We start from the raw sequence: 25,220 nt of genomic DNA, 5'->3' as shown, positions 1-25,220 counted from the left end.
TTTTATGTTAAATAATATGGTGGAGTGCAAGGACCTTATATATCAATATCCAGGTAATGAAGAAGAGCAAGGAAAAATAGCTATAAATGGGGTAAGCTTAAATGTTAAAAAAGGAGAATTCCTTGTTGTATTAGGACGAAATGGTTCTGGTAAATCAACTTTAGCAAAGCATATAAATGCATTACTTCTTCCTAGTGGAGGAAAGGTATATGTAAACGGCCTAGACACAGCAGATACCAAAAATCTATGGGAGATAAGAAACAAGGCAGGAATGGTTTTTCAAAATCCTGATAACCAGATAGTTGCAACAATTGTAGAAGAAGACGTGGCATTCGGACCAGAAAATTTAGGTATAGAACCTGAGGAAATTAGAAAAAGGGTTGATGAGTCCCTGAAAAGAGTAGGTATGTATGATTACAGGAAACATGCTCCTCATTTGCTATCAGGTGGCCAAAAACAGAGAATAGCTATTGCAGGAATTCTTGCCATGAGACCTGAATGTATAGTTTTTGATGAACCTACTGCAATGCTTGACCCATCTGGGAGAAAAGAAGTTTTAAAAACAATAAAGGATATTAATAAAACCTATGGAATTACTATAATATTAATAACTCATTTTATGGATGAAGCAGCTGAGGCTGACAGAATTATTGTAATGGACCAAGGGAATATAATAATGGAAGGATGTCCTAGGGAGATATTTAGTCAGGTTCCTGTTATGAAAAAAATAGGATTAGATGTTCCGCAAGTTACTGAGCTTGCTTTTGAGTTACAGCGAAATGGAATAGATATGACTACTAATATACTAACTATAGACGAAATGGTGGAAGCATTATGCCAATTAAAATAGAAAAATTAACTCATATATATATGAAAGGTTCTCCTTTTGAAAAGAAAGCCCTTGATGAAGTTACAATTACTATAAATGATAATGAGTTTGTAGCACTTATAGGTCATACCGGCTCTGGTAAGTCTACATTAATACAGCATATAAATGGTATTTTAAAGCCCCATAGTGGAAATATAATAATAAATGATGTGAATATTACAGATAAAGGCGTTAAGTTAAGTGATATAAGAAAAAAAGTTGGACTTGTTTTTCAGTATCCTGAATATCAGCTATTTGAGGAAACAATAGAGAAAGACATATCCTTTGGTCCAAAAAATTTAGGATTAAGCGATGAGGAAGTAAGTAATAGGGTAAAGAGAGCTATGAATATGGTAGGTCTTGATTATGAGATCTATAAAAATAAATCCCCTTTTGATTTAAGCGGTGGTCAGAAGAGAAGGGTTGCAATTGCTGGAGTTGTTGCTATGGAGCCTGAGGTTTTGATTCTTGACGAACCAACAGCTGGCTTAGATCCGAAAGGAAGAGATGACATTTTAAATCAGGTAAAAATACTTCATAGAGAATACAACATGACTATAATCTTAGTTTCTCATAGTATGGAGGATGTGGCAAAAGTTGCTGAAAGAATATTAGTCATGCACAAAGGAAAATGCATACTAGATGGAAAGCCAAGCACAATATTTAAAGAAATTGATACTCTTGAAAGTGTAGGATTAGCAGTCCCGCAGGTTACATACCTAATGAAGAGACTTAAGCAAAAAGGCTTTAATATTTCAGGAGATGCATTTACAATAGATCAGGCTAAAGAGGAAATATTAAAATTTTTAAGGAGCGCTAAAAATGATTAAGGATATTACCATTGGACAGTATATACCTGGTGAATCTTTTATACACAAATTAGACCCTAGAACTAAAATATTAATTTCTATGATGTATATAATATCTCTTTTTATAGTAAATAATTTTGAAGGATATATTTTTATAATAATCTTTACAGTTTTATCAATACTTATTTCAAAAGTGCCGCTAAAGTATATATACAAAGGGCTGAAGCCAATATTTATACTGCTTATATTCACTGCTTTGATAAATATATTTATGACCAGCGGAGAGGTTCTTTTGTTTCGATGGAAGTTTATAAGAATATACCGTGAAGGTCTTGTTCTTGCAGCATTTATGATTATAAGACTTACATTTTTAATAATTGGTACATCATTACTTACTCTAACAACATCACCAATAGAGCTGACAGATGGAATTGAAAAACTTTTAAATCCATTTAGAAAAATAGGGGTACCAGCGCATGAATTAGCAATGATGATGACAATAGCACTTAGGTTTATACCAACTCTTATGGATGAAACTGATAAAATTATGAAAGCTCAAATGGCAAGAGGCGGTGACTTTGAAAGTGGAAACATATTTGCAAGAGCAAAAAATTTAATTCCACTTCTAGTACCATTGTTCATTAGTTCCTTTAGAAGAGCTGATGAACTTGCTATGGCTATGGAAGCAAGATGCTACAGAGGTGGAGAAGGAAGAACGCGAATGAAGCAGCTAAAGCTTACAAGCAGAGATATTACAGCAGGTACAGTAACAGTCTTAGTTATTATCCTATGTATTTTCAGCAGATTCTGGTGGACCGCAGTTTAATAATAAATTGGAGTAGAAAATGAAAAATATAAAACTCATAATAGAATATGATGGTACTAATTACGCAGGATGGCAGAAACAAAAAAATGCTGTTACAATACAGCAAACATTAGAAGAAGCAGTTTTACAGCTTACAGGTGAGACAGTAAATTTAGTGGGTTCAAGCAGAACTGATGCTGGAGTACATGCAAAAGGATTTGTAGCAAATTTTAAAACTCAAAGCAGTATACCTGGTAAAAGCTTTAGAGAAGCTTTAAATACTATGCTTCCGGAAGATATTACAGTGTTAGAGTCAGAAGAAGTACCTTTAGATTTTCACTCTAGATATTCAAGTAAAAGTAAAATGTACAGCTACACTATAATAAACAGAATTCAGCCTCCAGCAATAGGAAGAAATTATGTTTATCATTTTAAAAAAGAATTAAATTTTGAAGAAATGCAAAAAGCTTGTAATTATTTTATAGGGAAACATGATTTTTCGGCTTTTAAAAGCACAGGAAGCTCGGTAAAAACATCAGTTAGAACAATAAAGAAGGCTTTTATTAATAGAGATAATAATAAAATAATTATCTATGTTGAGGCTGATGGTTTTTTATATAATATGGTAAGAATAATGGTAGGTACACTTATTGATGTTGGAATTGGTAAAATAAGGGCTAGCGATATTAAAGATATAATACAGTCTAAAGATAGGAGCAGAGCAGGTAAAACTGTTCCTGCAAGCGGACTTTGTCTAGAATTTGTACACTATAATTAGTGGAAATTTGTTGACACACCTGGTAGAATGTATTATAATGAATAATGTTGTATTATGAAGTGTATAAGATCCACTAGCCCCGGATCTTGACATAGATAAACGTTTTTTATGTAGAGTTCAGGGAGGGAAAAAGATGAAAACATATCTAGCAAAAAAGAACGAAGTTGAAAGAAAATGGTATGTAATTGACGCTGCTGGAAAACCACTAGGAAGAGTTGCAAGCCAAGTTGCTACAATATTAAGAGGAAAACATAAACCAGTTTTTACACCAAACGTTGACACTGGAGATTTTGTAATAGTAATTAATGCGGAGAAAGTTGTTTTAACAGGAAAGAAATTAGATCAAAAAATGATGAGACATCACTCATTATATCCAGGTGGATTAAAAGAAACTCCTTATAGAGAAGTATTAGCAAAGAAGCCTGAATTTGCTTTCCATGAAGCAGTAAGAAGAATGCTTCCAAACGGACCATTAGGAAGAGATATGCTTAAAAAGCTAAAGGTATATAGAGGTGCTGAGCATAATCACGATGCACAAAAACCAGAAGTACTAGAGTTAAAGTACTAATTGGAAGCAGGAGGGAGGATTTATAATGGCTAAAGTTCAATATATAGGAACTGGAAGAAGAAAAAAATCAATTGCAAGAGTTAGACTTGTACCAGGTGAAGGTAAAGTAACAATCAATAAAAGAGATATCGAAAATTATTTTGGTTTAGAGACTTTAAGAGTTATTGTTAATCAACCATTAGTATTAACTGGAACTAAAGAAAAGTTCGATGTAATAGTAAATGTTCATGGCGGAGGATTCACAGGTCAAGCTGGAGCTATAAGACATGGAATTACTAGAGCATTAGTTAAAGCTGATGAAAATCTTAGACCAGAATTAAAGAAGGCTGGTTTCTTAACAAGAGATCCAAGAATGAAGGAAAGAAAGAAATACGGTCTTAAGAAAGCAAGAAGAGCACCACAATTCTCAAAGAGATAATATGCAAAATATACAAAACCCGCAAACCTCAATGGTTTGTGGTTTTTTTTTAATAGTTTTCCAGAAATTTAATAAAGTAAAAATTAAAATGTAGCACAATATATATATTGAGTACATTATATTTCAATGTAATTCTTCTAATTTTGTATTTCTACAAAGAATTTAAAGGAGGGATTGTATTGCATTATAATGGTAAAATAAAAAAAAGAGCTATATTAGTTTCAACTTTAATTTTTACATTATTAGTATATAGTATTGTTAAGAATGTAATACCTGCAGCAGCAGAAAATGATAGTACAAGCAATAAAAAAACAATACTAATAGATGTTGGTCATGGTGGATATGATGGTGGTGCAGAAGGAAAAAGCGGAACTAAGGAAAAAGATGTAAACTTAAAAATTAGTCTTAAGTTAAGAGATAGTTTAATTGAAAAAGGGTATAATGTTATAATGACTAGAGACACAGATAAAGCTCTTTTAGATGAAGATAAAAAAACTACAAGAAAAAAAGCACAGGATATTGCAAACAGGTGTAAAATTAAAGAACAATCACAGGCCGATTTGTTTATAAGTATACATCAAAACCATTTTCCGCAAGGGAAATATTATGGAGCTCAAGTATGGTACTCAAACAATAATAAAAGTCAATCTTTAGCACACATTATGCAGGAAAATTTAAAAATTGACTTAAATCATGATAATAAAAGAGTAGAGAAACCTGCAAAAAATGATTATAAAATATTATCTTGTAACGATACAATGCCATCAGTTCTTGTAGAATGCGGATTTTTATCAAATTATGAAGAAGAACAGAGACTTCTTTCAGAAGAATATCAGCAAAAAATTGTAGATTCTTTAGTAAAATCTATAAATATGTACTTCAGTAAAATTGAAAATCTATAAACTATAAAAAAGCGACATATTACCCAGGCAATATGTCGCTTTTTAGAATTTCATAAACTTGTAAACAAAACATACAATTAGGAGATAACTTTTTATGGACAAGAAAAAGCACTATGGTATATAATTATGCACAAACAAATCGAAAAAAATTAAAAAAGGAATTATAAAGTAATATATATATAATGTAATATAAAACGGAGGTAAAAAATATGAGAGAGATTCATGTTTCAGAAATTACAAAAGCTGTTAGAAAGCTCTGTATAGATGCTAACTATTTTTTATCTGATGATATTAAGCAGAAATTAGAGGAAGCTTATAATGATGAAAAATGGACTATAGCTAAAGATATACTGGAGAAGCTTCTAGTTAATGCAGATATTGCTAAAAATGAAAATATGCCTATGTGTCAGGATACGGGTATGACCTGCGTATTTATTGAATTAGGTCAGGATGTGCATATTGTTGGAGGAAGTTTACAGGAGGCAATAAACGAGGGAGTAAGACAAGGCTATGCTGAAGGATTTTTAAGAAAATCTGTAGTTAAAGATCCTCTTGACAGAGTTAATACAAAAGATAATACTCCGGCAGTAATTAACTATGAAGTTGTAACAGGAGATAAGCTTAAAATAACTATTTCTCCTAAAGGCTTTGGCTCGGAAAATATGAGTCAATTGAAAATGCTTACTCCTTCCTCTGGAGTTGAAGGTGTTAAAAATTTTGTTATTAAGACAGTTAAAGAGGCGGGACCGAACCCATGTCCTCCAATGATAATTGGAGTAGGCATTGGAGGTAATTTTGAAAAGGCTGCTACTATCGCTAAAAAGGCTCTTTTAAGACCTATTACAGAAAGAAATAGTAATCCTTATTATGCAGCACTTGAAGAAGAACTTTTAGAGAAGATAAATTCTTTAGGCATAGGACCACAGGGGTTTGGAGGAAAAACTACAGCACTTGCTGTTAATATAGAAACTTATCCGACTCATATAGCAGGGCTTCCTGTTGCAGTAAACATAAGCTGTCATGCAACAAGACATGCAGAGATAGAACTATAAATGGGAGGAAGAAAACAATGGAAAAAAGAATTACAACTCCGCTTACAAAAGAAAAAATAAAAGAGCTTAAGGCAGGAGATAGTGTACTTATTACAGGTACTATCTATGCAGCAAGGGATGCAGCACATAAAAGACTTGTGGAGCTTTTAGAAAAAGGAGAAAGTCTTCCCATTGAAGCTGAAGATGCTGTAGTATATTATGTTGGACCAACACCAGAAAAACCAGGTCAGGTAATAGGTTCTGCAGGGCCTACTACAAGCTACAGAATGGATGCCTATTCTCCAAAGCTTATAGAAAAAGGCTTGAGAGCAATGATAGGAAAAGGGATTAGAAGCAGTGAAGTTATTGAAGCTATAAAAAAGAATACGGGAGTATATTTTGGTGCCATAGGCGGTGCGGCTGCACTTATTGGAAAATCAGTTGTAAAATCGGAAATAGTAGCTTATGAGGATTTAGGCGCAGAGGCTATAAGAAAACTTGAAGTTGTAGATTTTCCAGCTGTTGTAATTATAGACTGCCAAGGAAACAATCTGTATGAGATAGGACAAAGAGAATATAAAGAGTATGAAAAATTAAAATAAGTAATTATTATAAATAGGATAAATTTACAAGCAAATTCGACTTAATCATTATCTTTTAGGCAATAATATTATAATAAGTATTGTCTTGAAAGGATGATATAGTGAAAAAATCCTATAAAATAAATAACTATATTAATATTACAGCTGTAATAATTGCTTTTAGTATAGCTTCATTTGTATTATTTTATCCTCCCATGCCAGGAGTTGCAGACCAGGGGGATTTTCAAAGGGTAATGACTGTTACAGGTCTTAAGGAACTTGAAAGAACTCCCGAAGAGCTTAATTCCTTATGGTTTAAGTTTGTTAAAAGTGAATATAAAATGGTTCCTATGAATCCTGCAAGGTTATTAGGAATAATCCCAACAACTAGCATGATATATCCGATTACTTTGGCAAGGATAATTTCAGGAATAATTGCAGGAGAATATTTTAGTACTAAAGTTTTATCATTTGTATATGTACTAATGTATACTGCTGGATTTTATTTTTGCTACAAATTTATTAAGTTTAAAAGAATAGTTACAAATATTTTTTTTATGATTTTATCTATATTTATATTAATGGATGGAAATTATGTTGTGTGGTTCAACAGTTTATATGGCGAGCCTATGATGATAATAGGGCTTATGCTGTTTATTGCTTCAGCTTTATATGCTGTAAGTAATTTAGATAAAAAAGATTTTAGAAAAATTATGCTCTTTTTTTTAACTGCTTTACTTTTTCTTGGAGCAAAGCTTCAGTGTTTTCCAGCTTTGCCTTTTATGATAGCATTTATTATCAGAATAGCTTTTATTCAAAATAAGGATTTGTTTAAAATTAAAAACAGCAGAGTTTTAATTGTGCCTGTGTTAATTTTAATTTTCTATGTAGGAGGTATATACGTTCAAACAAGCAGTGTCTGCGGCTTGGATACTGAATATAATTCAGTATTCTACGGTATTTTGAAAAATTCTAAAAATCCAGAGAAGGATTTAGCTGTATTAGGCTTACCTTCGGATATGGCTGTGGATGCAGGCAAGCACGCTTATCTTCCAAAGGAAGAGTACATAAAGTATAAGCCGTGGTCAAAGCTTACAAAAACCGAATTTAACGATAAAATCAGTAATTTTAAACTTTTAAAGTTTTATGTTTTTCAGCCTGAGAGGCTTATAGAGGGTATGGAATATACAGCTTCTAAAGTTTTTGATACAATGAGTTCCTTAGGAAAATATGAAAAAACTGCAGTAAGTGAGTATACATATAAGTTTAACAGATTTACCTTATGGTCAGAGTTTAGAAACACTAAATTACCTAAAAGGCTTATTTTTCTTGTAATATTTTATGGTTTTATTGCAGTTGTTTCTATAATAGAATATATAAAAAGAAAAGAAAATACAAAGGAACGCATGTATATAGAACTATTATGGCTTATTGCAATAATTGGTATTCTGCAGTTTCCAATGCCCTATATCGGCAATGGGGAAGCAGATACTGCAAAACAGCTTTTTCTTTTTAATTATACCTTTGATATAATGGTTTTAGTTTCATGTACTTGGATATTCGATAAAGTATGTAAAAAAGCAAAAAATAGTTAATAAAGGAGCCAAAAGCGGCTCCTTTAGTCATCATTTTTCAGGAACAATACCATACTTTTCACATTTTAATGCTACAGTTCTATGGGTAAGTCCTAATGCTTTTCCAGCCTTATTATAGCTTTTATATTTTTTCATAGCTATAGTTATAAGTTCTTTCTCATATTCTTCAAGTGGAAGAAGTTCACCGTTTACTAAATTAATTAAATTTTCTTCTTTTGGAGAGAAATTAGCTATATAAAAGGGTAAGTCTTTTGAGGTTATTATATTTCCATCACACATGTTAATGGCTCTCTCTATAATATTTTGAAATTCACGTATATTGCCTGGCCAATGATATTTTTCAAGCTGCTGAAGAGCTTCAGCGGATATGCCTGAAATAGTTTTTTTAAGTTTAGTGCTGATAGTTTTTATAAAATATTCTGCAAGCAGACTTATATCTTCCTTTCTGTCTCTTAGAGGAGGAAGAGAAAAAGTTAATACATTCAGTCTGTAGTATAAGTCTTCCCTAAATTCACCGCTTTTTAACATCTCTTCAAGGTTTCTGTTTGTAGCAGCAAGTACACGTACATCAACTTTGTGAGTTTCAAGTCCTCCAATGCTTTCAAATTCCTTTTCCTGAAGCACTCTTAAAAGTTTTACCTGCATGGATTTAGGCATGTCCCCGATTTCATCTAAAAATATAGTGCCTCCATCTGCAATTTTAAACTTGCCAGGTTTGCTTTTTACTGCTCCTGTAAAAGCTCCCTTTTCGTATCCAAATAATTCGCTTTCTAACAGATTTTCCGGTATTGCTGCACAATTAACTTTTATAAAAGGTTTATCTTTTCTTTGGCTGTGATTGTGTATAGCCTTTGCCACAAGTTCTTTGCCTGTACCGCTTTCACCTCTTATTAGCACTGTAGAGGTTGAATGAGCTGCCTTTTCAGCAATTATCAAAGCTTCTTTTAGGGTTCCGCTGGAACCTATAATATCGCTGAAGTGACCTCTGAAGCTAGTTTGTTTTTGTAATTCCTCTTTATAATAATTAAGCTCTTCCTGATAGTTTTCAAGCTTTTTAGCAAGCTCTGAAATATCTTGAAAAACACCAATAGCACCTATAACTTTATCTTCTGAAAATATAGGGCTGCGATTGGTTATAACTATGTGTTCATTTATCTGCATAATGTCGCCAGTAGTCTTTTCTTTTGTAAGCATAACTTTAGGTAATTCAGAAGCTTCAATTATATCATTTATATTCCTTCCTAACACTTCATGTATATTCTTTTTAAGAAGATTCAAAGTATATTCGTTTGCAGAAGTTATATTAGAATTAGCATCTATAATTATTATTCCAAGTGGCAAATTTTCAAGTATTTGCTCGTTGGCAATAGTACTTTCTTCAATTAAAGCGTCCACATTAGACATTGAGCTGCTTTGAGGACCTATTTGTGTTGTTATAAAACTGCATAGTTCAAGTACAGCATTTCTGCCGGAGTTATTATCTTCATAACAAGAGATTTCAATTATTTCATTTTCTTTAATTTTTAAGGAAACTAAGGCTAGCATGCTTATGGCAATTGGAGTTTTACTGTTTAATTTCCTTATATATAAATTAATATTATATTTTGCTTTAAGCTCTGCTGCTTTGTGAACAATCATAGCAGCAATTCTTGTATGGATTCCATAATGAATGTTTACAATAATACTGTTTTTATACATTATTACACCTCGCTATGATAAAAAATATCATTATGCAAATTCAGCCTGATAAAAAGTATCAATAATATAATAACCTGTTAAAAAAGGCTTGTCTAGTATTGATTTATAATAAAAAAACATAATATGCAAATAATAATAAGAAAGTATTTGATAAAAAATATCAAGGGTATTTAATACATAGCCGATTTTACGCTGTTTTAGATTTGGCATGAAATTTGCTGTAATAATATTTTGGTGTTTAAAAAAAATAAAGATTAGTAAATAAAGTTGATTGATAACTTTCTAGATCCATTTAAAGGAATGAGGAGGAATTGTTATGAAAAAAGGAATTGCAGCTTCCAGAGGGTATGCTATTGGTAAGGTAGTGCTGAATGAAAAAGAAGAAGCAGTAGTAGTTGAAAGAAAAATAGAAAATGCAGCAGAAGAAAAAAATAGACTTCAAGCTGCTGTTAGTTTATCAAGAGAGCAGATAACTAAAATAATGGCAAAAGCAGAAGCTGAAATGGGTGCTGATAAAGCTGCAGTTTTTGAAAGTCATATTATGTTGCTAGATGACCCGGAATTTGTGGGGGCTATTGAAGCAAGCATTGAAGGTGCTATGATTAATGCAGAAAAAGCATTAAAAGATACTGTTGATATGTACATGGGTATTTTTGAATCCATGGAAGATGAATATATGAAAGAAAGAGCTGCTGACGTAAAAGACGTTGGGAATAGAATTTTAAACAATCTTTTAGGTATAGCTACAGAAGCGGTTGAGGTTTCAGGCAATGATGCTGTTATTGTTGCTCATGATTTAACTCCTTCTGATACAGCAGGGCTTGATAAGAGCAAAGTAGTAGCTTTCTTAACTGATATCGGCGGAAGAACGTCACATAGCGCTATAATGGCTAGAACTTTAGAAATTCCAGCTATAGTTGGACTTGGAGATATAACTGTATCTGTTAAGAATGGGGATACGGTTATAGTAGATGGATGTGAAGGTATAGTTATAATAAATCCTAGTGATGCACAGATAGAAGAATATAAAGCTAAAAAAGTAAAGTTTGAAAAGGAAAAGGAAGAGCTTAAAAAGCTGATTGAAGTTAAGACTACAACAAAGGCAGGAAAGAGAATTGAAGTTGTAGGTAATATAGGAAAGCCAGAAGATGTTCACAAGGTTATAGAAAATGGCGGAGAAGGTGTAGGTTTATTTAGAACTGAGTTCCTTTATATGGATAGAGATAACATGCCTACAGAAGAAGAACAGTTTGAAGCTTATAAATATGTAGCTGAAAAATTAGAAGGAAAACCAGTGGTTATCAGAACTTTAGATATTGGAGGAGACAAGAAGCTTCCATACCTTCCAATGCCGGAGGAAATGAATCCTTTCCTAGGCTACAGAGCTATAAGATTATGTCTTGACAGAAAAGATATATTTAAGATTCAGTTAAGAGCACTTCTTAGAGCTTCAGCTTTTGGAAATATTAAGATAATGTTCCCTATGATTTCTTCAGTTGAAGAATTTTTAGAAGCTAAAAAGCTTTTAAATGAGTGCAAGGAAGAATTAAAGGCTGAAGGAAAAGCTTATAATGATAACCTGGAAACAGGAATAATGGTAGAAATACCAGCTGCTGCAGTAATTGCAGATGAATTTGCAAAGCATGTAGACTTCTTCAGTATAGGAACAAACGACTTAATTCAGTATACTATAGCAGCAGATAGAATGAATGAAAAGATATCCTATTTATATAATCCAATGCATCCGGCAGTTTTAAAACTTATAAAAATGACTATAGAAGCTGCTCATAATGCAGGTAAGTGGTGCGGAATGTGCGGAGAAATGGCAGGAGACGAAGAAGCTATACCTACCCTAGTTGAATACGGCTTAGATGAGTTTTCTATGAGTGCTTCGTAAATACTGAGAGCTAAACAGATAATTACAAATATGTAATAAATATTTTTCAATAAAAAGGTGGGTAAGTTTTATTTACTCACCTTATAAATTTTTTAATAGTAAAAAGTAAGATTGTAAAAAAAGTTATACTATGTTATACTTTCATTAAAATATTCCCCTTATTACGCGTAGAAGGAAAAAAATGAACACAGAGTCATTACAATATTTTATTAAAGTATATGAGAAGAAGAGTATATCTTCTGCCGCCAAAGATTTATTTATTACTCCTCAGGGATTAAGTAAGACTATAAAGCAGCTTGAAACTGATTTGCAGGTTGAATTGTTCTGCAGAGGGACTCGGGGTATGGAAGCAACTGAATATGGAGAATTATTATATGCCAGAGCTAAACATATTTGCTATCTAATGGATGATATAAAGAAGGAAATCAGCATTATGAGCAGAGAAAAAAGTACAATAAGTGTTGTAGTAACTTATTCTGCATCAACTGCTGTTCCTACTAAGCTGTTATTCGGGTTTTCTAAATTATATCCAAATGTTCAAATGAAATTGAGAGAATTTCCTGACGAATACCCTATATATAAGCTCTTTGAAGAAGAAGCAGATGCAGGATTAATTATGGGACATGAAGGAATTGAAAACTGTGAGTATGATTTAGTTGTATCTGGTGAAGTGGTTATAGCAGTACCTAAAAATCATCCTCTATCAGTTAAGGATGAAATTTCTGTAATGGATTTAGAAAATGTGCCCCTGGTTATTAAATCTGTAGAAGAAGGTAAAGAACATAGCTTTATAGATAAATGCCTTGAATTTGGATTTACACCGCATATTGAGCAGGAACTTGGAAATATTACTACTTTACATAAATTATGTGAAGCAGATGGGCTTGCTGTTGTTTCGGTGGATTTTGTTGAAGAGGCAATAAATAATCAAAAGCTTAAAATTATAAGACTAAAGGAAAAAATCCCACAAAATATTTATCTTATTACAAGAAAAAGATTCATTCAATCTAAGGCATTAGCACTGTTTAGAAGATATATAAAAGAAAATAGTTAAGATAAAAAGTCGTTTTGATGAGAAACAGCATCAAAACGACTTTTCTAGCTTATAAACTAAAAGTTTACTCCTAGAACTTTTGGCTGATGGAGTCTTTTACCCACATGTGTTAAATTAAATAATGTAAAGAAAAAAATCTAACGGTATCACAGAAAAAAGAGAAAATAGAGGGAGAACGCGTAAATAAGTCAGTGATAAAAAAAAGATTTTTGCAGTATTGGCTTAATACAGGGGGAATAAAATTGTATATGCTGATATCGTTTCTATTTAAATTAAGTATAACTCTCTCAGCTTTTTCATGAAATAAATTTAGTCTAATTTTCTTAGAGGTGACAAAATGAAATATAAACACATAATTGATAAGATGACATTAGAAGAAAAGGCATCATTAACCTCCGGTAAGGATTTTTGGCAGTCGATGGATATTGAGCGTTTGGGAATAAATAGTATGTTTTTATCTGATGGACCTCATGGCATTAGAAAGCAGGCAAAAGCAGCAGATCATCTTGGATTTAATCCAAGCCTTCCTGCAACCTGTTTTCCTACAGCTGCAACAGTAGCAAACAGCTGGAATGAAAAGCTGTGCATGAAAATCGGCGAGTTCTTAGGAGAAGAGGCAGTAGCTCAGAAAGTAAACGTATTGCTTGGACCAGGTATTAATATGAAAAGAAATCCTTTATGTGGGAGAAATTTTGAATATTTCAGTGAAGACCCTTATCTGGCTGGAAAGTTGGCAGCTAGTTATATAAAAGGTATTCAGTCTAAGGGAATTGCAGCATGTGTAAAGCATTTCTGTGTAAATAATCAGGAAGAAAGAAGAATGGCTATAGATACAATAGTTGATGAAAGAACACTCCGCGAAATTTATCTTACTGCGTTTGAAATTGCAGTAAAAGAAGGCGGCGTGAAAACCGTAATGTCATCTTACAATATGTTAAATGGTACTTATACAAATGAAAATATGCATATAATGCAAGACATCCTTCGTAAAGAATGGGGATTTAAAGGTGTAGTAGTTACGGACTGGGGCGGAAGCAACGAGCGTGTTGCTGGACTTATTGCAGGTAATGAACTTGAAATGCCGACTACAGCAGGAGAGACAAATGCAGAGGTTTTAAATGCCATTAAAAGCGGAAAATTAAAGGAAGAGATTTTGAATGAATGTATAGATAGAATGCTGGAATTAATATTCACTACAGAAGAGGTATATAAGAAATCTGTTAAAGAATATGATGTAAAAGAACACCATAGTTTAGCACAGTATGCAGCAGAAGAATCTATTGTGCTGCTTAAAAATGAAGAAAATATTCTTCCTATATCTTGTGGAACAAGAGTGGCTGTGATTGGAGATTTTGCAAAAAATCCAAGATATCAGGGGGCTGGTTCTTCAATAGTAAATCCAACAAAACTGGATAATACTCTAAACTGTCTAAAGAATACCAATTTTATTACTGTAGGTTATGCACAAGGTTTTGAACGCTATGGAAAGAAAAGTGATAAGTTAATTAAGGAAGCCTGTAAGCTTGCAGCACAAGCTGAGGTAGTGCTTTTGTACATAGGTTTAGATGAAGCTACTGAGGCAGAAGGCCTAGACAGGCAGGATATGAAAATTCCACAAAATCAAATAGATCTTTTAGAGGCTATATATAAAGTAAATACAAATATAATAGCAGTAATATCTTGTGGTTCAGCAGTGGAAATGCCTTGGATTAGCAAAGTAAAGGGGCTCGTACATGCTTACTTAAGTGGACAGGCTGGAGCAATGGCAGTTTTAAGAGTGCTTTGTGGAGAAGTAAATCCATCAGGAAAACTGGCTGAATCTTATCCATTACAGTATAAAGATGTACCTTCTTCAAGCAATTTTCCAGGTAAGGAAAAGACTGTAGAATACAGGGAAGCATTATATATAGGTTACCGTTACTATGATACAGCTGATGTGGAAGTTCTTTTTCCCTTTGGATATGGTTTAAGTTATACAAATTTCGAGTATTCGGATTTAAAAATAGAAAACGATAAAATAAGTTTCTTTTTAAAAAATACTGGAAAGTTCTCTGGAGCGGAAGTAGCACAGCTATATATTGGAAAATCTTCAGATATAGTCTTTAGGCCTAAAAAAGAACTGAAAGGATTTAAAAAAGTCTTCTTAAAGCCTGGAGAAATAAAGAGAGTTACTATAAATTTTGATGATAAAACTTTCCGTTATTACAATGTTTTAACAGATTCTTGGGAAGAAGAGCCTGGTGAATATAATATTTTAGTGGGCTCCTCCAGTAAGGATATTAAGCTTTTTGGTGTAACTTCTAGAAAAGGAACATCTGCTCCTGCACCTTATGATAAAAATTCTCTTTCATCTTATTTTTCTGGTAAGGCAGCAAATGTAGATACTATGGAATTTGAAGCTTTGCTTGGTAGAAAAGTACCTAAGTCTAAATGGGATAAAAGCAAACCGCTAGGCTATAATGATACTGTTGCACAATGTCAATATGCAAAGGGATTAGCTGCAAGATTTGCTTTCCATATCATTGAGTTTGTATATTGGTTTCTTAAGAAAATAGGTAAGAGAAGTACTGCAAATGTTATTATGATGTCTATTTATCACATGCCTTTCAGAGGAATTGCCAGAATGACAGGTGGAGTTTTTAATATGCCAATGCTAGATGGGCTGCTGATGGTTGTAAATGGCCAGTTTTTTAAAGGCTTAAGGCACTTGCTTAGAGAAAGAAGAAAGATGCTTAAGGAGAGAAGTAAGTCAGTTAAAAGTTTTAAAGCTTCTAAAACAAAAGTACAAGCAACACAGGAGGGATAAAAAATGAGCAGGGGAAAAGTCGGTTATAACAACGTAGCTACAGAAAAGAAAGAAATTTGGTCAAAATTCAGAGAAAAGCATCCAGAGCTTGCACAATTTATTGTATTTTTAATTTTAAGTAATGGCATTACTGTTCTTCAGATGGTTTTGATGCCCGTTATTAAAGGAGTCTTTGAACATACAGCCTTGATAAATACAAATTTTCAGGTTTTTAAGGTTGGTAATAATCTTGATGGAAGTCCTTATTATGTATTCAATTATGCAGCTGGTTCAATTGCTGCAGGTGGTGGAGGTGGACTTGCCTATTTCCTTGCAGTTCAAATAACTTTAGCAGTTGCACAAATTATTAATTTCTTTGTACAAAGGAATATAACATTTAAGTCTAATGGTAACATATGGGAAGCTGCGTTTTGGTACGTAGTTGCTTATATAGTTATTTCTATTAGTGCTGCAGCTTTTCAGGGACTTTACAAAGCACCGATTTATAACTTTTTTATGAATACTTTGGAATTAGGTTCAGTCGGTGTAACAATAGCAGACTTTATTACAATAATTATAAACTGTGCTATTTCTTTCTGGGTATTCTACCCAATATTTAAGATAATTTTTAAACGCAATTCAGAAAAATAAAATCAGTCTTTTAATTGGTAATAAATAAGTGCTTTATATTTATATTAAGGTACTATATTTTAAATACAAAAAATACAGTTTAGGGGGGATTTATTAATAACAATTTTTTCAGCAGGTTTGTCTTAAGAAGGGCAAGGTTTTATACGAAATTTATAATTTGGGAGGATAATTATGAAAAGATTATCAAAAAGAACTGGTATTATTTTGTATGTAGTAAACATTGTATTAATAATTGCACTTGTGATAAGTAATTTTTATGCAATGGCTTATAAGCAGATTATTTCAATATATTTTGGACATGAAACTAATAAAGTTGTTTCATCTGACGATAAAGCAGAAACACAGTATTTTAAAACATGCTATTCATCTAAAGAGGAACAAAAATCTAGTTCTGAAAAGCTTGTACAAGAAATAGTAGAGGAAGGTATTGTGTTATTAAAAAACGATAACAATACACTTCCGCTTACATTTGGTTCAAAGATTACTTTATTAGGGCAGAGTTCTGTTGATCTTGTTTATGGAGGTGGTGGGGCTGGATCTGTTGATACTACTAAAGCGGTAGATTTATTGACAGCACTTCAAAAATCAGGATTTAACGTAAATATGACATTATGGGATTTCTATAAAACTGGAGCAGGTTCAAAATACAGAAGAACAACTCCTGATGTGTATGGCAGAGGTACTTTTGCAGTAAATGAAGTTCCACGAAGTGTATACACAGAAAAAGAAATTAATAGTTTAAAGGATTATAATGATGCAGCTGTTGTTGTACTTGGACGTTCTGGAGGGGAAAGTGCAGATCTTGCATCTACTGGAAAACATTTTCTTAAGATTGATGAAAACGAAATAGAGCTATTAAAACTTGCAAAAGAAAATTTTAAAAAAGTTATTGTTATTATAAACTCCTCAAATGCAATGGAGTTGGGATTCTTAAAAGAATATAATATTGACGCTGCTATATCCGTGGGTGCTATAGGGCAGACTGGTGCTTATGCTATAGGTGAAGTGCTGAATGGAAAGGTAAATCCATCTGGTAAATTGGTTGATACTTATGCATATAATGCGCTAAGTGCTCCAGCAATGGCTAACTTCGGAAATTACAAAATCACTAACAGTAAAGTAAATAAAGGAAATACTTACATGGTTTATGGTGAAGGGATTTATATTGGGTACTATTATTATGAAACTAGATATGAGGATGTAGTACTTGGAAACGAAAGCGTAAACAATTATGATTATACAAAACAAGTACAATTTCCATTTGGGTACGGTTTATCCTATTCTACATTTAAGTGGTCTGATTATAGTGTAGTAAAAAAGGATGATGGATATGAAGTTTCAGTAAAAGTTACAAATACAGGAACTGCTACTGGTAAGGATGTTGTACAGATTTACATGCAGTCTCCTTACACTCAATATGACAAAGATAATGATATAGAAAAGGCTTCTGTAAAGCTGGTAGGGTTTGCAAAGACTTCTAAGCTTGAACCTGGTAAATCAGAGGTTGTTAAGATCAAAGTAGATAAAGAAGAAATGAAGGTCTATGATGCAAAAGGATATAAAACATACATTGTTGATGCAGGTGATTATTATTTTGCGGCAGGCTTGAATGCACACGATGCACTCAATAATATTCTTGCAGCTAAAGGTAAAACTACTGCAAACAATATGGATTATAACGGAAATGCAGATTTTGTAAAGAAATTTACTGTAGATAAGCTTGATGCTATAACTTATTCTGTATCAGCAGAAACAGGAAAGAAAATCACAAATCAGTTTAACGATGTTGATATTAAGTATTATGATCCTAATTTCAAATATCTTTCAAGAAGAGACTGGTCAGGTACTTGGCCAATAACTTATGCAAAGGGTGCTTTGACTGCACCTGATAAGATGCTTAAAGATGCTGAGATTTCATTCACAGAAGATTCGAAGGCTGTTATGCCTGTAACTGGCAAGATAGACGAAAAGTATGGTAAATTAAGCGCTGCCATGTTTATTGGACGTGATTATAACGATAAGATGTGGGATGCTCTTCTAAATCAGCTCACTGTTGATGAAATGGCTGAACTTGTGAGAATGGGTGGATATGCAACTATACCTCTTCCATCAATTAATCTGCCAGGAACAGTAGATAAGGATGGTCCTGCAGGGATATCTACAACCCTTGTTGGTGGAGGAGAAAGTGGTATGGCATTTCCTGCAGAAGTAACTTTAGCTTCTACATGGAATATTGAACTGGCTAATAAGTTGGGTGTATCTATTGGTGAGGATAGTCTAAGCTTAGGTGTACATGGAGTATATGCTCCAGGGGTTAATATGCACCGTGCACCATTTAGCGGAAGAAACTTTGAATATTTCTCAGAGGACAGTTTCCTTTCAGGTAAGATGAGTGCAAGTGAAGTTATAGGGCTTCAGTCTAAGGGTGCAATAGTATATATGAAACACTTTGCTTTAAATGATCAGGAAACAAACCGTATAGGAGGTCTTATGTTTGCAAATGAGCAGACTCTTCGTGAAGTGTATTTGAAACCATTTGAGACAACTGTTCGCGAGGGAAACGCACGTGGTGCTATGGCTAGTATGAATAGAATAGGAGCTCGTTGGTCAGGCGGTCATAAAGGGCTTATGACAGAAACCTTACGTAATGAATGGGGGTTTAAGGGAATGGTTATTACGGATCAGGCATCTTTTTCAGTATTTGCTTATGAAGATTTACGTGAAGGTATAGAGGCAGGTACTAACTTATGGCTGAATACTGATGCTAAGCTTTGGAAACTTACTAATGAGCAATTAACTCCTACTGTAGTAAATAATATAAGAAAATCAGCTAAGGATATCATCTACACAATTGTAAATAGTAATGCTATGAACGGCTTAGCAGCAGATTCTAAAATTGTTGAAATTATACCAAAATGGCAGTACTGGATGATTATTTTTGATGTTGTAGCTGGTTTATATATAGTTGTTTCAACAATACTTGTTACAAGAAAACTTATTAAGCAGAAAAAAGAGTTAAATTCTATTGGTGCATAAAAACATAAGGATGTCTCGAAATTTAATTGAGACATCCTCTTTTTTAAGTCAAGATATCAATAAACCAAAAGTTTATTCTTAATAATTTTTAGATGATAGAAATTTATGTTGTAATATGATAAATTTATAAGGAATTAGTGTTATAATTTTTACAACGATAACTTAATATTTTCTTAATGTTTTAATACTTGATGATGGATTTAGTTTCATTTATAATTATTCTGAACATATGACTTTATAGTGTTTATAATAAACACCAAGTGTTTCGGCGGTACTTTCTTCAGGTACCGCCGAAAATACAAAAAGAGGAAAAGATGATGAAGTATAAAGAACTGATAAATAAAATGACATTAGAAGAAAAAGCATCTTTAATGTCTGGTAAGAACTTTTGGCAAACCAAGGATATAGAACGCCTAGGGATAAACAGTATGTTTCTTGCTGACGGTCCTCATGGAATTAGAAAACAGTCGGTATCTGCTGATCAGATTGGTCTTAATGAGGGGATTCCAGCTACCTGTTTTCCTACAGCTGCTACAGTAGCTAACAGCTGGAATGTAGAACTGGCGGAAAGAGTAGGACAGTATCTTGGTGAAGAAGCAGTTGCTCAAAAGGTTAATGTGTTACTAGGACCAGGCGTTAATATGAAGAGAAATCCTTTATGCGGAAGAAACTTTGAGTATTTCAGCGAAGATCCTTATCTTGCTGGAAAAATGGCAGCTGGTTTTATTAGAGGTGTTCAATCAGAAGGTATTTCAGCCTGTGTTAAGCATTTTTGTGCAAATAATCAGGAAGAGAGACGTATGGCTATTGATACAATTGTGGATGAAAGAACTCTTAGAGAAATCTACCTTACTGCCTTTGAAATAGCAGTTAAGGAAGGAAGAGTAATGGCTTTAATGTCTTCTGCTAATAAAGTGAATGGTATTTTTGCAAATGAGAATATGCATTTAATGCAGGATATTCTTCGAGGTGAATGGAATTATAAAGGCTGCGTTATCACTGATTGGGGCGGAAGCAATGACCGTATTGCAGGACTTATTGCCGGCAATGAGCTGGAAATGCCTTCAACTGCTGGTGAGACTGATGATGAAATTATTCAAGCTATTAAAAGCGGTAAACTAAAAGAAGAAGTATTAGATGAGTGTGTAGACAGACTGCTGCATCTTATTTTTACAACTGAAGAAGCATACAGGAAACCACCTGAAAAATTTGATGTAGAAAAGCATCACAGAGTATCACAGAAAGTTGCAGAGGAGTCAATAGTGCTTCTTAAGAATGAAGATAATATATTGCCGCTTAAGTATGGTAAAAAGGTTGCAGTAATTGGAGATTTTGCAAAGGAAGCACGATATCAGGGAGCAGGCTCTTCTATAGTAAATCCAACAATATTAGATCATACATTGAATTGCTTTGAGGAATCAGGAATTGTAAGTATTGGTTTTGAACAGGGGTTTGAGCGTTATGGAAAGAAAAACGTAAAAAAAATAGAGAAAGCCTGTGAACTTGCAAAGCAAGCAGATGTTGTACTTTTATATATCGGGTTGGATGAAGTTACTGAAGCTCAGGGACTAGATAGACAAAGTATGAAAATTCCTCAAAATCAGATTGATTTATTAAATGCTTTATATAAGGTTAACTCTAATATTGTAGCCATTCTTTCCTGCGGCTGTGCAGTAGAAATGCCATGGATTAACAAGGTAAAAGGCCTGGTGCACGGATATTTGGGCGGACAAGCTGGAGCAAGGGCTATTCTCAGAGTTTTATCTGGTGATGTTAATCCATCAGGAAAGCTTACAGAAACTTATCCTCTTCGTTATGAAGATACACCTTCTTACTATAACTTTCCAGGGAAGGAAGTAAGCGTAGAGTATAGAGAAGGGATATATATTGGATATCGTTATTTTGATACAGCTAATGTGGAAGTACTGTTTCCTTTTGGTTATGGCTTAAGCTATACAACCTTTCATTATTCCGATATACAAGTGAGTAAAGAGGAAGTTAGCTTTAAGATTACAAATTCGGGAAAAGTTGCTGGAATGGAGATTGCTCAGCTGTATGTTGGCTGTAAGTCTGACGCCATTTTCAGGCCTAGGAAGGAATTAAAAGGCTTTGTGAAGGTATTTTTAAATGCCGGCCAGACAAAGACAGTAACAATACCTTTTGATGATAAGACTTTCCGTTATTTTAATGTAAAGACAAACAGATGGGAAATAGAAGGCGCAGAGTACGAAATTATGATTGGAGCATCAAGTGCTGATATTAGACTTGTTCATACTATTTTTATTGAAGGTACTGGAGCACCTCTTCCATATGATAAGGATAAGCTTCCGTCCTATTATTCAGGAAAAGTAAACAATGTAAGCACAGAAGAATTCGAGAATCTTATTGGACATAAAGTACCAGTTTCTACATGGGATAGAAGAAAACCTTTATCATATAATGATACTATTGCACAGTGTCAGTATGCAAAGGGAGTATTTGCAAGACTTTCATTCCATCTTATTGTATTTGCATACTGGCTTTTAAGAAAAATAGGGAAGAGAGCTGCTGCAAATATTATAATGATGTCTATATATCATATGCCTTTTAGAGGAATAGCCAGAATGACAGGGGGAGCTGTGAATATGCCTATGCTGGACGGCATATTAATGATAGTGAATGGACATTTCTTTAAAGGGTTGCGGTATTTTTTAAAGGAAAGGCATAAGAAGAAAAAGAATGAAAGAAAAAGAAGATAAATAACAAGTAAGTTCAGTAATAATAAATAAAAGGGGATGAGGTTCACAATGAAATTACTTTCAATAGTAATACCTTGCTATAATTCACAAGAGTATATGAAATATTGCATAGAATCTCTTTTGCCCGGTGGTGAAGATGTAGAGCTTCTTATAGTAAATGATGGTTCAAGTGATAAAACAGCAGAAATTGCAGATGAATATGTAAGAAAATATCCAACCATTGTAAGGGCCATTCATCAAGTAAACGGCGGACATGGGGAAGCTGTAAATGCGGGAATTCGAAATGCATTAGGTTTATACTTCAAAGTTGTAGACAGCGACGATTGGGTAGATGTGAGAGCATATCTGAAAATATTAAAATGTTTAAAGGATTTTCAGGCAGAAGCAAAATCAGTTGATATGATAGTAAGCAATTTTGTGTATGAAAAAGAAGGTTCAAAGTATAGAAAAATTATGAAATATGAAGATGTACTCCCACAAGGCAGGATTTTCACCTGGGATGAAATTAAGAACTTTCGTAAAGGACAGTATATATTGATGCATTCTATTATATACAGAACACAACTTTTAATAGATTGCAGACTGGAACTTCCAAAGCATACCTTCTATGTTGACAATTTATTTGTATATGTACCTCTTGAACATGTAAGGAGAATGTTTTATATTAACGTAGATTTTTACAGATACTTTATTGGCAGAGCAGATCAATCCGTTAATGAAAGTGTTATGATTAAAAGGATTGATCAGCAGATAAGAGTAAATAAGCTTATGATTGAGCAGGTGAATATTAATAACATTGAAAATGAAAAATTGCGCAAATATATGCTTAATCATTTGGAGATTGTTACTGCAGTATCTAATATTCTGCTTATACGTTCAGCAACAGAAGAAAACTTAAAAAAGAAAAAAGAATTATGGAAGTATATTAAGGATAAGGATATAGAACTTTACAATAATTTAAGATACGGCTTTTTAGGAAATATAGTTAACCTGCCAGGGCGAATTGGACGTAGTATTTCTATAGGGGTATACAAAATATCACAGAGATTTGTGGGATTTAATTAAAGAAATAGTATTGAAGTTATATTTTAAGAAATAGTTTTTTGTTATATACTCCCCTTGTAGCAGACAGTTTAAATAAAAAACTGACTCTATGAAGGGAGAATTTTTATTTTTTGTGACTATGTTTTGCAGTATACGTATATAGTTATAGAAAATATATTTTTGAGATATATAAAGGTGGTGTAAAAATTGGATGAGGATTTGAAGCTGGTGCAGGAGGTATTAAAGGGCAATATAGACAGCTTTAATATATTAGTCAATAAATATGAACTTACTATACTTAGGTTTGTATATAATATTCTAAAAGATAGAGAAGCTGCAGAAGACATAACCCAAGAAGTTTTTATAACTGTGTATAACAAGCTTTATACATTTGATAAAAATTATAAGTTTTCAAATTGGATTTTTCAGATAGCCAGAAATAAATGTATTGATTACATAAGAAAATATAAAAGAGTTTATGAAGCTAATGTGGAGGAAACTAGAGATATAGCCTCTTCTCTAATATCACCTGAGCAAAGTGTAGAGTTTAAAGAAACAAAAAAGCTTGTGGAAAACTTTTTAAATACATTAAATGATGTGGATAAACAAATAATCATACTAAGATATTCAAACGAAAATATAACCTTTAGAGATATGGCGGAAATAATGAAAATGACAGAGTCAGCTGTAAAAAGAAGATACTACAAAGCAAGAGACAAGTTTAAGGAATTTAGAGTAAACAAGGAAGAGAGGTGTAAGTAATGGATTGCAAAATATTTAGAAAAAGACTTACAGATTTACTTGAAGATAATATATCCTACGATTTAAAAGATGCTATGCTGGAACATGTGAAAAATTGTGAAGCCTGCAAGACATTATATGATGAAGAAGTTTTTATAGATGAAGCTTTTAAATCTTCCTTAGCTTTTGATGCACAGTCTTTTAGAAGCCTGAGAACAGACATTATGAAAAATATAAATAAAAATAAATATGGAAAAAATCCTGTAAAAAAGTTTTTATATAATATAAAAAGATTTAGTAAAACTTATTTATATGCTGCTGTTTTTATCATTTTTGCAGTAATTGTTACTCCATATATTATAAAAAATGGTTTTATCTCACTTATTAATAAAGGCATAGGTATGGAAATTGCTAACAAAAGCTCTGAGGGTGCTTTATTAGAGAATTACAGTGTAAGCGGTGAAAAAGAACAGAAAAATCAAATTGCCCAAAGCAAAGCTGCAGAAGATAATAGTACTAACTCATTAAAAAGTGCTGAGATTAAATCAGAGGTAAAAGATGCTTATATGCCAAGGTTTGAAAAGAAAGCTTTAGAAAAGAGCTATAAACCAAAGTTGAACACTTTGTGGAAAAACAGCACAAGTAAGAAATACAGTGCTGCTTTAGAAGGAAAAGGACCAGAGGCTATTGAAGAAGGAATTGCAAATATAATTTTAAAAGAAGTAAATACAGGGAAACAGTGGTCTTTTAATTTGGTTGATAATGATGGAAAACAGTTTAGCCCAAAGGCAATTGAATGGATAGATGATGAGCATCTTTTAGTTATAATAGGATACGGATATAAAGCTGTAAATCAAGGAGGATTGCTATATGTTTTAAATATAGTTGATGCCGGTGTTTACGAAGCAGATCCTAACAACACTATAAATCTTAACCCAAACTCAGAAATAACAAAAATACTTTCAGTAAAGAGACTGTCTTCAAATGACTTACAAATTGATGTGGAAGTTTTGGTGTTTGATGATGAAGCTTTAAACACCAGCCATAGAGAAAACAGGACTATAATGCTATCTCAAGCCATGTATAAATAGTATTAGTATTAAAAGTTAGGATTAGTTATTTAATATAGTCCTAGCTTTTTTGTATTATATTAACACTATGTAGGGTGCACATGTAAAACAGGCTACCTTATTATAAGGCAGCCTGATGATAGTATCTTAC

20 protein-coding genes are annotated in these 25,220 nt (G+C 32.9%); 19 read left to right on the top strand and 1 reads right to left on the bottom strand.

Annotated elements, in window-relative coordinates:
• Window positions 1-4 precede the first annotated feature (4 nt).
• From M2651_RS06960 to wsfD, 10 genes are all read left to right on the top strand, one after another.
• Complete coding sequence (locus M2651_RS06960; protein WP_252131628.1) at window positions 5-850, top strand: energy-coupling factor transporter ATPase; 846 nt, start codon at window positions 5-7, stop codon at window positions 848-850.
• Entirely contained in the window at window positions 835-1,698 is an 864-nt protein-coding gene (locus M2651_RS06955) for an energy-coupling factor transporter ATPase (RefSeq protein WP_252131627.1), read from the top strand. Before M2651_RS06960 ends, M2651_RS06955 begins: the two co-directional genes overlap by 16 nt.
• Entirely contained in the window at window positions 1,691-2,503 is an 813-nt protein-coding gene (locus M2651_RS06950) for an energy-coupling factor transporter transmembrane component T family protein (protein ID WP_252131626.1), read from the top strand. The genes M2651_RS06955 and M2651_RS06950 overlap by 8 nt, the downstream gene beginning before the upstream one ends.
• Window positions 2,504-2,522: 19 nt before the next feature.
• On the top strand, window positions 2,523-3,260 hold the full coding sequence (gene truA, locus M2651_RS06945) for a tRNA pseudouridine(38-40) synthase TruA (RefSeq protein WP_252131625.1): 738 nt from the start codon (window positions 2,523-2,525) through the stop codon (window positions 3,258-3,260).
• 133 nt (window positions 3,261-3,393) lie between these two features.
• Complete coding sequence (gene rplM / locus M2651_RS06940) at window positions 3,394-3,828, top strand: 50S ribosomal protein L13 (RefSeq protein ID WP_252131624.1); 435 nt, start codon at window positions 3,394-3,396, stop codon at window positions 3,826-3,828.
• A gap of 25 nt (window positions 3,829-3,853) precedes the next feature.
• Entirely contained in the window at window positions 3,854-4,246 is a 393-nt protein-coding gene (gene rpsI / locus M2651_RS06935) for a 30S ribosomal protein S9 (RefSeq protein WP_252131623.1), read from the top strand.
• A 179-nt stretch (window positions 4,247-4,425) separates the two neighbouring features.
• A complete protein-coding gene (cwlD, locus tag M2651_RS06930) occupies window positions 4,426-5,148 on the top strand; it encodes an N-acetylmuramoyl-L-alanine amidase CwlD (RefSeq protein ID WP_252131622.1) in 723 nt (240 codons plus the stop codon).
• Window positions 5,149-5,357: 209 nt separating this feature from the next.
• Complete coding sequence (locus M2651_RS06925) at window positions 5,358-6,200, top strand: fumarate hydratase (protein ID WP_252131621.1); 843 nt, start codon at window positions 5,358-5,360, stop codon at window positions 6,198-6,200.
• A 17-nt stretch (window positions 6,201-6,217) separates the two neighbouring features.
• Window positions 6,218-6,781 carry a Fe-S-containing hydro-lyase gene (locus M2651_RS06920; RefSeq protein ID WP_252131620.1) on the top strand — a complete coding sequence of 188 codons (564 nt, stop codon included), beginning with the start codon at window positions 6,218-6,220 and terminating at the stop codon, window positions 6,779-6,781.
• A gap of 101 nt (window positions 6,782-6,882) precedes the next feature.
• The gene (gene wsfD / locus M2651_RS06915) at window positions 6,883-8,355 is read left to right on the top strand and encodes a glycan biosynthesis hexose transferase WsfD (protein WP_252131619.1); all 1,473 of its coding nucleotides are present in this window, start codon (window positions 6,883-6,885) and stop codon (window positions 8,353-8,355) included.
• 30 nt (window positions 8,356-8,385) lie between these two features.
• Here the strand turns inward: wsfD and M2651_RS06910 are convergent, their stop codons facing one another.
• Window positions 8,386-10,053, bottom strand: coding sequence for a sigma 54-interacting transcriptional regulator (locus tag M2651_RS06910; protein ID WP_252131618.1), 1,668 nt, complete (start codon window positions 10,051-10,053; stop codon window positions 8,386-8,388).
• Window positions 10,054-10,369: 316 nt separating this feature from the next.
• Here M2651_RS06910 and ptsP point away from each other — a divergent pair, with 316 nt between their 5' ends.
• From ptsP to M2651_RS06865, 9 genes are all read left to right on the top strand, one after another.
• Window positions 10,370-11,950, top strand: a complete 1,581-nt coding sequence (gene ptsP, locus M2651_RS06905; protein ID WP_252131617.1) for a phosphoenolpyruvate--protein phosphotransferase — start codon at window positions 10,370-10,372, stop codon at window positions 11,948-11,950.
• A gap of 181 nt (window positions 11,951-12,131) precedes the next feature.
• Window positions 12,132-13,004: a LysR family transcriptional regulator gene (locus tag M2651_RS06900; protein ID WP_252131616.1), complete on the top strand. Its 873-nt coding sequence runs from the start codon at window positions 12,132-12,134 to the stop codon at window positions 13,002-13,004.
• A 337-nt stretch (window positions 13,005-13,341) separates the two neighbouring features.
• Window positions 13,342-15,810: a glycoside hydrolase family 3 C-terminal domain-containing protein gene (locus M2651_RS06895; RefSeq protein WP_252131615.1), complete on the top strand. Its 2,469-nt coding sequence runs from the start codon at window positions 13,342-13,344 to the stop codon at window positions 15,808-15,810.
• Between the two features lie 3 nt (window positions 15,811-15,813).
• A complete protein-coding gene (locus M2651_RS06890; protein ID WP_252131614.1) occupies window positions 15,814-16,440 on the top strand; it encodes a hypothetical protein in 627 nt (208 codons plus the stop codon).
• A gap of 171 nt (window positions 16,441-16,611) precedes the next feature.
• Window positions 16,612-19,476, top strand: a complete 2,865-nt coding sequence (locus tag M2651_RS06885) for a glycoside hydrolase family 3 protein (protein ID WP_252131613.1) — start codon at window positions 16,612-16,614, stop codon at window positions 19,474-19,476.
• Between the two features lie 314 nt (window positions 19,477-19,790).
• Window positions 19,791-22,214, top strand: coding sequence for a beta-glucosidase family protein (locus tag M2651_RS06880; RefSeq protein ID WP_252131612.1), 2,424 nt, complete (start codon window positions 19,791-19,793; stop codon window positions 22,212-22,214).
• Window positions 22,215-22,262: 48 nt separating this feature from the next.
• Entirely contained in the window at window positions 22,263-23,279 is a 1,017-nt protein-coding gene (locus M2651_RS06875; protein WP_252131611.1) for a glycosyltransferase family 2 protein, read from the top strand.
• A gap of 186 nt (window positions 23,280-23,465) precedes the next feature.
• Window positions 23,466-24,020, top strand: a complete 555-nt coding sequence (locus M2651_RS06870; protein WP_252131610.1) for an RNA polymerase sigma factor — start codon at window positions 23,466-23,468, stop codon at window positions 24,018-24,020.
• A complete protein-coding gene (locus M2651_RS06865; protein ID WP_252131609.1) occupies window positions 24,020-25,090 on the top strand; it encodes a DUF4652 domain-containing protein in 1,071 nt (356 codons plus the stop codon). The genes M2651_RS06870 and M2651_RS06865 overlap by 1 nt, the downstream gene beginning before the upstream one ends.
• The last annotated feature ends 130 nt before the right edge of the window (window positions 25,091-25,220 follow it).

The sequence above is a fragment of the Clostridium caldaquaticum genome, from assembly GCF_023806125.1.
Lineage (GTDB): Bacteria > Bacillota > Clostridia > Clostridiales > Clostridiaceae > Clostridium_AT > Clostridium_AT caldaquaticum.
This window is presented reverse-complemented; position numbering and strand designations above follow the sequence as displayed.

Excerpts from the sequence above, each read along its gene's own strand:
- M2651_RS06960 (WP_252131628.1), top strand. The coding sequence starts at position 5 with ATGTTAAATAATATGGTGGAGTGCAAGGACCTTATATATCAATATCCA.
- M2651_RS06955 (WP_252131627.1), top strand. The coding sequence starts at position 835 with ATGCCAATTAAAATAGAAAAATTAACTCATATATATATGAAAGGTTCT.
- M2651_RS06950 (WP_252131626.1), top strand. The coding sequence starts at position 1,691 with ATGATTAAGGATATTACCATTGGACAGTATATACCTGGTGAATCTTTT.
- truA (WP_252131625.1), top strand. The coding sequence starts at position 2,523 with ATGAAAAATATAAAACTCATAATAGAATATGATGGTACTAATTACGCA.
- rplM (WP_252131624.1), top strand. The coding sequence starts at position 3,394 with ATGAAAACATATCTAGCAAAAAAGAACGAAGTTGAAAGAAAATGGTAT.
- rpsI (WP_252131623.1), top strand. The coding sequence starts at position 3,854 with ATGGCTAAAGTTCAATATATAGGAACTGGAAGAAGAAAAAAATCAATT.
- M2651_RS06925 (WP_252131621.1), top strand. The coding sequence starts at position 5,358 with ATGAGAGAGATTCATGTTTCAGAAATTACAAAAGCTGTTAGAAAGCTC.
- M2651_RS06920 (WP_252131620.1), top strand. The coding sequence starts at position 6,218 with ATGGAAAAAAGAATTACAACTCCGCTTACAAAAGAAAAAATAAAAGAG.
- M2651_RS06910 (WP_252131618.1), bottom strand. The coding sequence starts at position 10,053 with ATGTATAAAAACAGTATTATTGTAAACATTCATTATGGAATCCATACA.
- ptsP (WP_252131617.1), top strand. The coding sequence starts at position 10,370 with ATGAAAAAAGGAATTGCAGCTTCCAGAGGGTATGCTATTGGTAAGGTA.
- M2651_RS06900 (WP_252131616.1), top strand. The coding sequence starts at position 12,132 with ATGAACACAGAGTCATTACAATATTTTATTAAAGTATATGAGAAGAAG.
- M2651_RS06895 (WP_252131615.1), top strand. The coding sequence starts at position 13,342 with ATGAAATATAAACACATAATTGATAAGATGACATTAGAAGAAAAGGCA.
- M2651_RS06890 (WP_252131614.1), top strand. The coding sequence starts at position 15,814 with ATGAGCAGGGGAAAAGTCGGTTATAACAACGTAGCTACAGAAAAGAAA.
- M2651_RS06885 (WP_252131613.1), top strand. The coding sequence starts at position 16,612 with ATGAAAAGATTATCAAAAAGAACTGGTATTATTTTGTATGTAGTAAAC.
- M2651_RS06880 (WP_252131612.1), top strand. The coding sequence starts at position 19,791 with ATGATGAAGTATAAAGAACTGATAAATAAAATGACATTAGAAGAAAAA.
- M2651_RS06875 (WP_252131611.1), top strand. The coding sequence starts at position 22,263 with ATGAAATTACTTTCAATAGTAATACCTTGCTATAATTCACAAGAGTAT.
- M2651_RS06865 (WP_252131609.1), top strand. The coding sequence starts at position 24,020 with ATGGATTGCAAAATATTTAGAAAAAGACTTACAGATTTACTTGAAGAT.